The sequence below is a fragment of the Teichococcus globiformis genome, from assembly GCF_042646265.1.
GTDB classification, from domain to species: domain Bacteria; phylum Pseudomonadota; class Alphaproteobacteria; order Acetobacterales; family Acetobacteraceae; genus Pseudoroseomonas; species Pseudoroseomonas globiformis.
Window position 1 is genome coordinate 38762 of record NZ_JBHRTN010000003.1, and the last position, 11865, is coordinate 50626.

Below are 11865 nucleotides of genomic sequence, written 5' to 3' on the forward strand. Positions count from 1 at the left end.
CGTGATGTTTCCGTGTCAGTCTTCCTCGCGGAGCAACGCTGCGAGGGAATGCATGATGGCGGCCGTCGCACCCCAGATGTAGTGCCGGGCATGCGGCCAAACGGCGAAGCTGCGGCGCTGCCCTTTCCAAAGGGCGGTGCGGGTTTCCGGCAGGGCCGGGTCGAGCAGCGGCGCCAGCTCGTACTCGAAGGCGAGGTCCACCTCGTCAGGCGAGGGGGTCAGGTTCAGCGGCGGCTCCAGCAAGGCAAGAACCGGGATGATGTGGTATCCCGTCCCGGTAACCAGCCCTGGCAAACGGCCGGTGACACGCGGCAGGCGCGGATCGAGACCGATCTCCTCCGCCGCCTCGCGCAGCGCAGCCTGTTCCGGCGTTTCTCCCGGGTCCATCCGGCCGCCGGGAAACGCCACCTGTCCGGCATGGCTGGACAGGGTGGCGGCGCGCAGGGTGAGCAGCAACGTTGGCTCGGGATGCAGCACCACCGGCACCAGGACGGCGCTGGCCACGCCGCCCGGCGGCGGCGCCTCGCCCGGACCCAGGCGTTCCGGATCGTTGAGGCGCCGCGATACTGCCGCGGCATCCAGCGCGAGCGCGGAAACGGAGGCAGGAACGAGTCCTGCCGGCGCAGTCGCGTCTGTCACTCGGCAGCCGCGCGACGCAGCTCCGGCTCGGCGGGAGCCTCGTCGATCGGAAAGAACACACCTTCGCTCCAAACGCCCAGTGTTTCCCGGCCAGCCAGTGTTTCCGGCTCGGCCAGGGCCACCAGCTCATAGAAGACGGCACGATTGATGCGGGCTTCCAGGCCGGGCCGGACGGTCACGTAAGGGCGTGGCTGCCGGGTGCGCGGATCGATCTCGACCCGGATCGGGTGATCCGCGTCGGCGGTCACCATCTCGTCCAGGTTGGTACGGAAGGTCAGGCATTGCCGGCCCGCGCAGCGGCGCCAGAATACTTCCACGGCGATAAAGGGCGCATCCTCGACCTCGATCCGGCCGCGCTCGACCGGGGTTTCCAGCCAGTAGGAACCATCCGCTTCCCGCCGCAGCACGGAGGAAAACAGGCAGACCAGCTCCTTCCGGCCGATCGGGCTACCCTTGTAGTGCCAGCTCCCGTCCCGGGCGATGCGCATGTCGAAATGGCCGCAATCGCGCTTCGGCCGCATCCCGTTGCCGGATCGGGGCGGAGCCTTGATGGGCCTGCCGTCGCTGCCTCCGCAAACTTCGGAAGCGGTTCCGGATTGTTTCAGTGCTTCGTCCAGAGGCCGGACGGGCATAGGCTTCCCCTCGCAGGCTACATACGGCGCCCCGGATTCGGGCCGGACCGGTCCGGCGCCTCCTCCACGGCTGGAATGTGACGAAGCGTATATAAGGAACCCACAGGGCATGGTTGAAGTGGTGGACCACCCCGATCCGAACATCCTTCTCGATGAGGTGGAGGCGCTGGGTACCCGCCTAGCCCGTGTGCGGGAGGCGGTGGGCCGTGTGATCTTCGGCCAGCCGGAGGTGGTGGAGCAGGTTCTGATCACCATTCTCTCGGGTGGACACGTTCTGCTGGTAGGTGTTCCGGGGCTTGGCAAGACCAAGCTGGTGGAAACCCTGGGCACTGTGCTGGGGCTTAACGAGAGCCGGGTGCAGTTTACCCCGGACCTGATGCCGGCCGACATTCTGGGTTCCGAGGTGCTGGAAGAAGGGGCGGATGGCAGGCGCGCATTTCGCTTCATCAAGGGCCCGATCTTCTGCCAGCTGCTGATGGCGGACGAGATCAACCGCGCTTCGCCACGCACCCAGTCGGCGCTGCTGCAGGCGATGCAGGAGAAGAAGGTGGCCATGGCGGGGCAGGTGCACGCCCTGCCGGCGCCCTTCCACGTGCTCGCGACGCAGAACCCGATCGAGCAGGAGGGCACCTATCCGTTGCCGGAGGCGCAGCTCGACCGCTTCCTGCTGGAGGTCGAGGTGACCTACCCGGATGAGGAGGCGGAGCGCGCCATGCTGCTCGCCACCACCGGGGCCCAGGAAGCTCGTGCCGTTCAGGCCATGAGCGGGGCCGAGCTGATCGCCGCCCAGGGGCTGATCCGCCGTATTCCCGTTTCCGCCCAGGTGCTGGATGCCATTCTGAAGCTGGTGCGTGGGGCGCGGCCCGAAACAGCCGAGCTGCCTGCCATCCGCCAGCATCTGGCCTGGGGTCCGGGGCCGCGTGCGGCGCAGGCGCTGATGCTGGCGGCGCGGGCGCGGGCGGTGTTGGACGGCCGCCTCGCGCCGTCGGTCGAGGATGTGATCGCCCTGGCCGAGCCGGTGCTGCGACACCGAATGGCCCTGAACTTCTCGGCAAGGGCCGATGGCGTGAGGCTGCAGGAGGTGATCGGCGCCCTGAAGGCCAGCCTTGGCTGAGGCAGGCGCCGCGAACCGCGCCGGCACCGCGCTCCGCGCCGAGGCGCTGGGCGGGCGCCTGCCACCGCTGGTGGTCGCGGCCGAGCGGGTGGCGGCCACGGTGATGCAGGGGGTGCATGGTCGCCGGCGAGCGGGGCAGGGCGACGCCTTCTGGCAATTCCGCCCCTATGCTCCCGGTGACCCGGTCAGCCGTGTGGACTGGCGCCAGAGCGCGAAATCCGACCGTCTGTTTCTGCGTGAGACGGAATGGGAGGCGGCGCAAAGCGTCGCGCTTTGGCGCGACGCCGGCCCCACCATGCGCTGGCGTGGCGGCACCGACCGGCCCGAAAAGGGCGAACGGGCCGAGTTGCTGCTGCTGGCCCTGGCTTCCCTGCTGCTGCGCGGCGGAGAGCGGGTGCGGCTGCTGGGCGCCCGCCGTGCCCATGCCGGGCGCGGTGCCATGGGAACGCTTGCCGATGCGCTGTCGCGCCACCAGCATGATCCGGCGGATGACAGCCTGCCGCGCCATGCCCGCGCGGTGATGTTCGGCGACTTCCTCGCGCCGCTGGAGGAAACCCGTGCGGCGGTGGCGGCCCTGGCGGCGCGTGGCGTGCAGGGCCATCTGCTGCAGGTCCTGGACCCGGCGGAGGAAACGCTTCCCTATTCCGGCCGCGTCCGGTTCGAAGGGTTGTCCGCCGAGATGCCCCTGCTGCTGCCCAGGGCGGAAGGTATCCGCCAGCTTTACGCGGAGCGTCTGGCCTCCCATCGCGCCGGGTTGCAAGCCATTGCCGCCGCCGCCAACTGGCGCTTCGCCACCCATCGCACGGATGCCGCGCCCGAGGTCGCGCTGCTGGGTCTCTGGCAGGCCCTGGCGCCCAGCGGGGCCTAGCCCCATCTCACAGGCAGGGAAATCGCGCATGAGGACCAAAAAGGCATGATGGCGGTTTCGGCATGATGATTCTGGGTCCGCTCGGCTTCGTGGTGCCGTGGCTGCTGCTGGCCCTGCCGGCCTTGCCATTGATCTGGTGGCTGCTGCGGGTCACACCTCCTTCACCCCGGCGGCAGGCTTTTCCACCCCTGCGCCTGCTGCGCGACCTGCCGGCGCCGGAGGAAACCCCTGCCCGCACCCCCTGGTGGCTGCTGCTGCTGCGCCTTGCCGCCGCCGCGCTGATCGTGGTGGGGCTGGCGCGGCCGGTCTGGGGACCGGGAGCTTCGGCGGGGGGCGACGGGCCGCTGCTGATCGTGGTGGATGATGGCTGGCCCTCCGCCGCTGCCTGGCCGGCGCGCATTGCCGTGGCGCAATCCGCCGTGGATGCCGCGGCCAGGGAAGGGCGCCGTGCTGCCCTGCTCACCACCGCATCGCCCGAGAATGCCGAACCCATCCGACCCACCGCCCTGATGCCGGCGGAGGAGCTGCGCCCCAGGCTGAGCGCCCTGCGGCCCAAGCCCTGGGCGCCGGACCGCGCTGTCGCCCTGGCCGGCTTGGAAACCTGGCGGCAGGCGCATCCCGGCGGGTTTTCCAGCCTTTACCTGGCCGATGCGGTGGAGCATCAGGCGGAAGGCGATGGCTTTTCCCCGCTGGCGGAGGCCTTGGCTGCTGCGGGGCCGCTGACCCTGGCCAGCGCCGAGGGCCGCCCCGTACGGCTGCTGTTGCCGCCGCGTGCCGAACCGGACCGCCTGCACCTGGCGCTGCGCCAGACGCCGGTTGCCGCCGATGGCGAGGTGGCGGTGCTGGCCCGCACCGGCGACGGGCGGGCGCTGGCTCGCGCCGTCATTCCGGTCGCGGCCGCCACCAGAGAGGGAAGCGCGGCGCTCGACCTGCCGCTGGAGATCCGCAACCAGATCACGCGGCTGGAGATCGAGGGCGAGGACACCGCCGGCGCCGCCGTGCTGCTGGACGAGCGCTTCCGTCGCCGCCCGGTCGGGCTTATCGGGCCCTCGGAACAGGGGGCGGTGACGCCCCTGATCGGCCCTCTCTTCTACCTGGATCGGGCGCTGGCGCCCTTCGCCGAGTTGCGGCAGGGCAGCGTCGAACAGCTCCTGTCCCGGCAACTCGCCGTGATGGTGCTAGCCGACCGACCGGTTTCCGACGGGCGGGAACGCGAACAACTGGCCCGTTGGGTGGAGGGGGGTGGCACGCTGGTACGGTTCGCAGGACCGCGCTTGGCGGAGCATCCGGACAGCCTGCTGCCGGTGCGGCTGCGCGCGGGGGAGCGGCAGCTGGGAGGTGCTCTCTCCTGGGAGCAGCCTCAGGCCATGGCCCCGTTTCCGGAGAATTCTCCCTTTGCCGGGTTGAGTCCACCGGCCGAGGTTACCATTGCCTCGCAGGTTCTGGCCGAACCCGGGCCGCAGCTGTCTGATCGCACATGGGCACGGCTGACCGATGGCACGCCCCTGGTCACCGCCGAGGCGCGCGGCGCCGGGCGCGTCGTGCTGTTCCACGTGACCGCCAACGCGGAATGGTCGAATCTGCCGTTGTCGGGCCTGTTCATCGACATGCTGCGCCGGGTCGTGGCGCTGTCCTCCGGGGTTGCCGGAGCAGAAGGGGAGGTTCCTCTGGCACCCATCGAGACCATGGATGGCTTCGGTCGGCTCGGACCCCCGCCGGGTGGCGTAGCCGCCATTCCCGCCAGCCGTTTTGCCGAAACGATGACCGGTCCGCGCCACCCGCCCGGATGGTATGGCGTGCCGGGGGAGGGCGGAGAGCGGCGGGCGCTGAACCTTTCGGCCACCGTGCCCGGCCTGCGCCCCGCCGCAGCACCGCCGCCGGGTACGACGGTTTTCTCGGTTGGCGGTGTGCCGCAGGAGCGCGATCTGGGGCCATGGTTGCTGGGGCTGGCGCTTCTGCTGTTGGCGGCCGACCTGATCCTTTCACTGTTCCAGCGGGGCTTGCTCGGCCGCGGGGCCCGGATGGCGGCCTTGCTTGCGCTGTTGTGGTTCAGCGGGCCGGCTGCCCAGGCCCAGACGGTCGATCCCGCCGACATGCCGCTGGCCACCCGCATCGGCTACGTCGCCAGCGGCGATCCTTCGGTTGACGACGCGGTGCGGATGGGGCTCGCCGGCCTGTCCGACTACGTCAACCGCCGCACCGCCGCGGCCTTGGCGGAGCCGGTGGCGGTGGTGCCGGGTCAGGACGATCTGTCCTTTCTGCCGCTCCTCTACTGGGCGGTGACGCCGCAGGGCGGCGAACCCAACGCCGCCGCCCTGGCCGCGTTGAACGAGTACATGCGCAATGGCGGGATCATCCTGTTCGACACGCGCGACGAAGGCTCGGGGGAGGGCTATGCGCCCGGCGCCCAGGACGCCCTGATGCGGCTGACGCGCGGCCTCGACATCCCGCCCCTGGCTCCCGTTTCGCCGGAGCACGTGCTGACACGTGCCTTCTACCTGCTGCCGCCAGAGCTTCCTGGCCGCTTCGCCGGCGGGCAGGTCTGGGTGTCGCGGCAGGAGGACCGGGCGAATGACAGTGTCTCCCCCGTGATCATCGGCGGGCATGACTGGGTTGGGGCCTGGGCGGTGGATGGCCGTGGCTCCAACCCCTATGCCGCCATTCCGGGCGGCAACCGGCAGCGCACCCTGGCCTACCGGTTCGGCGTCAATCTCGTGATGTATGCCCTGACCGGCAACTACAAGGGCGATCAGGTGCATGTGCCGGCCATCCTGGAAAGGCTGGGGAATTGAAGGCGGTTCCGCGCCGCCACCGCCACACACCGCAAGGAAGCTAGCGCATGCGCCAGGCGATCGCCGGCCTCGACTTCGCTCCCATCCTGCCGCTGTGGCTGCTGGCTGCCCTGGCGGTGCTGGCGCTGCTCGTCCTCGCCGTGGCGCTGCTGCGCCGCGCGCGGGGGGCATGGTGGCGCGGCCTGTCCTTCGCCGTGCTGATCCTGGCACTGGCCAACCCCCGCCTGGTGGAGGAAACCCGCGAAACGCGGCCCGACATCGCCCTGCTGATGCAGGATCGCAGCGATTCTGCCCGGCTGGGCGCGCGCGCGGCGCAACTCGACGCGGCGCGGCGGGCGATCGAGCAGGCAGCCTCGCGCTTTCCTGACCTGGAATTGCGCTCGGTCGAGCTGCCGGAAGGCGGACAGCAGGGCACCAGGCTGTTCTCGGCCATCGACCGGGCCCTGGCCGACATTCCCCGCGCCCGGCTGGCCGGTGTGATCGCCCTGACCGACGGTCAGGCGCATGACGTGCCGGCCCAGCCCTCCTTTGACGCGCCGCTGCATCTGGTGCTGCCAGGGCGCGCGGGCGAGACCGACCGCCGCATCCGCGTGATCGAGGCGCCGGGCTACGGCATTGTTGGCCGCAGCGTGGAACTGCGCCTTGCGGTGGAGGATCTGGGCGCCACCCAGCCCGGCGGTGCGGTGCGGCTGACCATCCGCCGCGATGGCGCCGCCCCGCGCGTGGAAAGCGTTCCTGTTGGCAGCGAGCACCGCATCACCCTGCCGGTGGAGCGCGGCGGACCCTCGGTGGTTGAACTGACGGCAGAGGAGCGGCCGGGCGAGGTTTCCACCCTGAACAACCGGGCCGTGGTGACGGTGAACGGTGTGCGCGACCGGCTGCGGGTGCTGCTGGTTTCCGGCGAGCCGCATTCGGGGGAGCGCACCTGGCGCCGCTTGCTGAAGGCCGATCCGAATGTCGACCTGGTTCACTTCACCATCCTGCGCCCGCCCGAGAAGGACGACCTGACGCCCCTGAACGAATTGGCCCTGATCGCCTTCCCCGTGCGCGAGCTGTTCCAGGTGAAGCTGCGGGAATTCGACCTGATCGTGTTCGACAGGTTTTCCAACCGCGGCATCCTGCCGCCGCTGTATTTGCGCAATATCGCCGATTATGTGCGCGAAGGCGGGGCTCTGCTGCTCTCGGTGGGGCCTGAATTCACCGGGCCGACCAGCCTGGCCTCGACGCCGTTGGGGCAGATCCTGCCCGCCCGGCCCACGGAAGGGCCGCAGGCGCTGGCCGAGGGCGCCTTCCGCCCTCTGGTCACCGAGGCGGGGGAGCGGCATCCGGTGACGGAAGGTCTGTCGGGCGCCAATGCCGGCACGGCCACCCCGGCGAGCTGGGGTCGCTGGTATCGCCATCTGCGCACCGAGCCGCAAAGCGGCACTACGGTGATGGGCAGCCCCGACGGCACCCCGCTGCTGCAGCTCGACCGCGTGGGGGAAGGGCGGGTGGCACTGCTGCTGTCGGACCAGATCTGGCTGTGGTCGCGCGGCCACGATGGAGGCGGTCCGCAGGCCGAGCTGCTGCGCCGGGCCGCGCATTGGCTGATGAAGGAACCGGAACTGGAGGAAGAGGATCTGACCGCCCGCATCGAGGCAGGCCAGCTCCGGATCACCCGCCGCTCGGTCGAGGCCGGGCCACAGCCCGGGATCACCATCACCGCGCCGGACGGCACTGTCAGCCGTGCCGAGGCCCTCGCCACGGGAGGCGGTCGCGCCAGCCTGTCCGTTCCGGCGGATCAGCCAGGGGTCTGGCAGGTCAGCGATGGCCGGCGGAGCGCTTTCGCCGCCGCGGCGGCGGCCAATCCGCCGGAGATGGCCGATCTGCGTGCCGAGGCCTCCCGTTCCGCCGCCGTGACGAGTGCCATGGGGGGGAGTGCGCACTGGCTGGGAACAGCCGCGCAGCCGGTGGTGCCCGACCTTCGGCGCGTGGCATCCGGGCGGGACGCGGCGGGCTCCGGCTGGATCGGGCTGCGCCGCAACGAGGACCACCTGGTGACCGGCGTCGCCGCCTTGCCGCTGCTGCCGCCCTGGTTGGCGCTTCCGCTTGTGCTCGGCCTGGCGTTGATTGCCTGGCGGCGCGAGGGGCGTTGAAGACCCGTCTCTTTTCCGCCGCCTTTCCGCGCTTATGTGTCTGTTCTCCGGAGGAAAGCCGCGATGCGCCGCCTGATTCTCGCCATTCCCCTGCTGCTGGGCGCCTGCGCCACCGGGCCTACCCTCGACCAGCAGCTTTCGACCTTTGTGGGCCAGAGTGAGGGTGACGTGGTCACCCGCCTTGGCGTGCCGGTGCGCACCTACGAGACGGAAGGGCGCCGTTTCCTGCAGTTCGAGCAGTACCGCACGGTGATCGTGCCCGGGGATCCCTGGGGGTATGGGGGGGGATACTACCGGCGTCCCTGGATCAGCCCTTCCACCTACGCGACCGTGCGCTGCGATCTGACCTTCACCCTGCGCGGCGGACGGGTCGAGAGCTATGCCGCGCGGGGCGATGGCTGCGGCTACTAGGCGGATTCTCCGTCGCGGCCGCATCGCTTGTTTCCACCGGATCGCGCTTTGCTCTAAGAGGTTCCCCATGCGCCGAACCAGCATTCCCACGCTGCCCGTTCTCGCCGCCGGATTTGCGGCCATGGTCCTGAGCCCGTCTGCCATGGCGCAGATGCTCAACGGCCCCATGATGCCGGACACTCCGCAGGGCCCGCGGCCGCAATCAGCGGCGCCCGCGCTGCCAGGTTTGGCCGGGCGTGCCGCGCCCGCCCCGATCCCGGCCGAGCCCGGGCAAAATCTGGGTCCGCAGGAGGCGCTGTTCGATGCCATTGATCGTGGCGATCTGGCGGCGGCGCGCGATGCCATGGCGCGCGGTGCCGATCTGAACGCCCGCAACGTCCTGGGGCTGACGCCGCTGGAATCCTCGGTGGACCAAGGTCGGAAGGAAATCACCTTCTTTCTGCTTTCCAGCCGCCCGATGGTGGTCGGTGCGCCCCCGCCGGCGGCAGCACCGCGCCAGGGTTCGGCGGCCGCCCGCAACATGCCGCTCTCGGCACCCTCTTCCCAGATCACGACCGGTCGCGTCGCCCCGGCACCGCGACCCAGCGCCCCGGCCCTGTCCTCCAGCACCCGCACCGATGGCGGAACGCCGCGGCCCGAGCAGGGCTTCCTCGGCTTCGACGCGGGACGCCCCAGCGGCGGCTGACAGGCCGCGCCCGAGCCCGTCCGGCGGTAACTGGTCGCCGCCGCAACCAAAACCGCTTTGAACAGCTTTTCTCCCTGAACCCTGTAATGGCAGGAAGGGAGCTGCCGGATGGCCTCGCACCGCGCGCGCCGCGTGATCCTGTGGACCGCTCTCCCGGTGCTTGCGCTGGTCCTTCTGGTGGCTTTCTGGTCCTGGGCCTGGTTCATCCCGCTGATCGAGAGACAGGCCAGCGCTGCGCTGGGCCGGCCTGTGACGATCGGCGAGCTGGATGTGGATTTCGGTGGCGTCACCCGTATCTCGCTAGGCGATGTCCGCGTCGCCAATCCCGAGGGCTACTCCGAGGAGCCACCCCTCGCCGCCATTCCGCGGCTCTCTGTCGACGTGAGTGTGTGGGACTTTATCCGCACCCGGCGGCTGATCATCCCTGAGATCACGCTGGACCGCCCGGCGGTGAACTTGATCGCGCGGGCCGAGGGCGACAACAACTACACATTCGGTGGTGGAAAAACTGAAACGCCTGCTGAGCCGCAGCAGGATGCCGAGCCCTTTCTTGAGATCGGGGCATTGCGGGTCCGGGAAGGCCAGGTGCAGGCCAGGCTGGCACCGCTGCGCGCCGATATGCGTCTTCTGGTGAACACCCGGGAAGCCGAAGGGCAGTCCCCCAGCCTGCATGTTGCCGCCGACGGCACCTATGCGGCCCAGCCGATCCGCGGCACGCTGGAAGGCGGCGCTGTGCTGTCCCTGCGCGATCCCAACAACCCGTGGCCCGTCAAGCTCGACCTCGCGAACGGACCGACGCGGGTGGCGGCGGAAGGAACGGTGCGCGATCCGCTGCGATTCGCCGGCGCCGATATCCGCCTCGACTTTTCCGGCCCCGACGCGCGGCTCCTGACACCGCTGACCGGAGTGCCGATCCCGCAAACGCCAGCCTACCGTCTCCGAGGGCAGCTGGATTATGCCGATGGCGCGGTGCGCTTCACCAATCTTCGCGGCGAGCTGGGGCGCAGCGACATCGCCGGCGACATTGCCGTGACACCCAGGCAGCCCCGACCGGTGGTCAACGCCGCCCTGCGATCTCGCAGGGTGGATCTCGGCGATCTTGCCGGGTTCATCGGCCAGGCGCCGGAAGGCCGTCCCGAGTCGCGAGGCAGCCGCAACCGCGTCCTGCCCGACACACCGGTGGACCTGCCCCGGCTGCAGGCCGCCGATATCCACCTGATCTATGATGCCGCGCAGATCCGCGGGCAGGCCATGCCCCTCGACGACATGCACGCCAAGCTTGACATCGTGGACGGGGCCATTGCCCTCCATCCCTTGCGCTTCGGCGTCGGCCGTGGCCGCATCGAGGGGGAGTTCGACTTCGCGCCGGCAAAGGAAGGCGGGCTTTCGGCCAAGGGCCAGGTCAACTTCCAGAGGGTGGACTTGTCGCGGCTGATGGGCGTCACGCCTCTGGGCGAGGGCCAGGGGGCGATCGGCGGCAGCGCCCGGATCGAGACTCGCGGACGCAGCCTGGCCGAGATGCTGGGACGGGGTGACGGGGCGCTGACGCTCGGCATGGCCGGCGGCAACCTTTCGGCCTTGCTGGTGGACATTTCCGGGCTGCAGCTGGGCAACGCCATTCTTTCCGCCCTTGGCCTGCCCACCCGCACCAAGGTGCAGTGCTTCGTGGCAGACATGGCCCTCCAGCGCGGCGTGGTGCGCAGCAAGACCCTGCTGATCGACACAGACAGCTCGATCATCAGCGGGCGTGGCGACATCGATCTTCGGAACGAACGCCTGGACTACGCCCTGCGTACCGAGTCCAAGCACTTCACGGTGGGTTCCTTGCCGACCGATATTCTGATCGGCGGCACGTTCAGCAACCCGAACGTGCGGCCGGAGATGTTGGAACTCGGGGCGCGGGGCGGAGCAGCGATCGGCCTCGGCATCATTGCGCTGCCGCTGGCCATCCTTCCCACCATTCAGCTCGGCGTCGGCGAGGACAATCGGTGCGAGGAGCTGGTGCGGCGGGCACGCTGAGGCGGGTGCCCGGTCCTCAGCGCAGATGTTCCTGCAGCCGCGGCATCAATTCCACCAGGTTGCAGGGCTTGTGCCGGGCATCGAGCTGGAAGCGGAGGATGTCGTCCCAGCCATCGCGCACTGCTCCCGAGGAGCCGGGCAGGGCAAAAAGGTAGGTGCCGCCAGCGACCCCGCCCATGGCACGGGACTGGATGGTGGAGGTGCCGATCTTGGCATAGCTCAGCATGCGGAACAGTTCGCCAAAGCCGCCGATCTCCTTCTCCAGCACACGGGTGAAGGCTTCTGGCGTCACGTCTCGACCAGTGATGCCTGTGCCGCCGGTGGTGATCCCCACATCCACGGCCGGATCGGCCACCCATCCGCGCAGCACGGCCTCGATCGCGTCGGCCTCATCGCGCGCGATGGAGCGGGAATGCAGGTGGTGGCCCGCTGCCCCGATCCGCTCGGCGAGCAGGGCACCGGAGCGGTCGGAGGCGAGATCCCGCGTGTCGGAGACGGTGAGGATCGCGATGTTGACCGGCAGAAAGGGCAGGCTCTCGTCGATCGGCATGGTCGGCATCCTTTGACCCC

The 11865-nt window shown here is 70.0% G+C and carries 10 protein-coding genes; 7 read left to right on the top strand and 3 right to left on the bottom strand.

Features of this window, described 5'->3' with window-relative positions:
* Positions 1-15 precede the first annotated feature (15 nt).
* Together ACFOD4_RS01025 and ACFOD4_RS01030 are read right to left on the bottom strand one after the other, a co-directional pair.
* A complete protein-coding gene (locus tag ACFOD4_RS01025; RefSeq protein ID WP_379592694.1) occupies positions 16-639 on the bottom strand; it encodes an NUDIX hydrolase in 624 nt (207 codons plus the stop codon).
* Positions 636-1160 (bottom strand): DUF1285 domain-containing protein, encoded by a 525-nt coding sequence (locus ACFOD4_RS01030; RefSeq protein ID WP_379592695.1) that lies wholly within the window; start codon positions 1158-1160, stop codon positions 636-638. Before ACFOD4_RS01030 ends, ACFOD4_RS01025 begins: the two co-directional genes overlap by 4 nt.
* A gap of 220 nt (positions 1161-1380) precedes the next feature.
* Here ACFOD4_RS01030 and ACFOD4_RS01035 point away from each other — a divergent pair, with 220 nt between their 5' ends.
* From ACFOD4_RS01035 to ACFOD4_RS01065, 7 genes are all read left to right on the top strand, one after another.
* Positions 1381-2385: an AAA family ATPase gene (locus ACFOD4_RS01035; protein WP_379592697.1), complete on the top strand. Its 1005-nt coding sequence runs from the start codon at positions 1381-1383 to the stop codon at positions 2383-2385.
* On the top strand, positions 2378-3253 hold the full coding sequence (locus ACFOD4_RS01040; RefSeq protein WP_379592699.1) for a DUF58 domain-containing protein: 876 nt from the start codon (positions 2378-2380) through the stop codon (positions 3251-3253). The genes ACFOD4_RS01035 and ACFOD4_RS01040 overlap by 8 nt, the downstream gene beginning before the upstream one ends.
* A 65-nt stretch (positions 3254-3318) precedes the next feature.
* Positions 3319-6045: a DUF4159 domain-containing protein gene (locus tag ACFOD4_RS01045; RefSeq protein ID WP_408904438.1), complete on the top strand. Its 2727-nt coding sequence runs from the start codon at positions 3319-3321 to the stop codon at positions 6043-6045.
* 47 nt (positions 6046-6092) lie between these two features.
* A complete protein-coding gene (locus tag ACFOD4_RS01050; RefSeq protein WP_379592703.1) occupies positions 6093-8180 on the top strand; it encodes a hypothetical protein in 2088 nt (695 codons plus the stop codon).
* Between the two features lie 63 nt (positions 8181-8243).
* Positions 8244-8591 (top strand): hypothetical protein, encoded by a 348-nt coding sequence (locus tag ACFOD4_RS01055; protein ID WP_379592705.1) that lies wholly within the window; start codon positions 8244-8246, stop codon positions 8589-8591.
* A gap of 67 nt (positions 8592-8658) precedes the next feature.
* Complete coding sequence (locus tag ACFOD4_RS01060) at positions 8659-9276, top strand: hypothetical protein (RefSeq protein WP_379592707.1); 618 nt, start codon at positions 8659-8661, stop codon at positions 9274-9276.
* 108 nt (positions 9277-9384) lie between these two features.
* The gene (locus ACFOD4_RS01065) at positions 9385-11295 is read left to right on the top strand and encodes an AsmA family protein (protein WP_379592709.1); all 1911 of its coding nucleotides are present in this window, start codon (positions 9385-9387) and stop codon (positions 11293-11295) included.
* Positions 11296-11311: 16 nt separating this feature from the next.
* Here the strand turns inward: ACFOD4_RS01065 and moaB are convergent, their stop codons facing one another.
* Entirely contained in the window at positions 11312-11845 is a 534-nt protein-coding gene (gene moaB, locus ACFOD4_RS01070; protein WP_379592711.1) for a molybdenum cofactor biosynthesis protein B, read from the bottom strand.
* Positions 11846-11865: the final 20 nt, after the last annotated feature.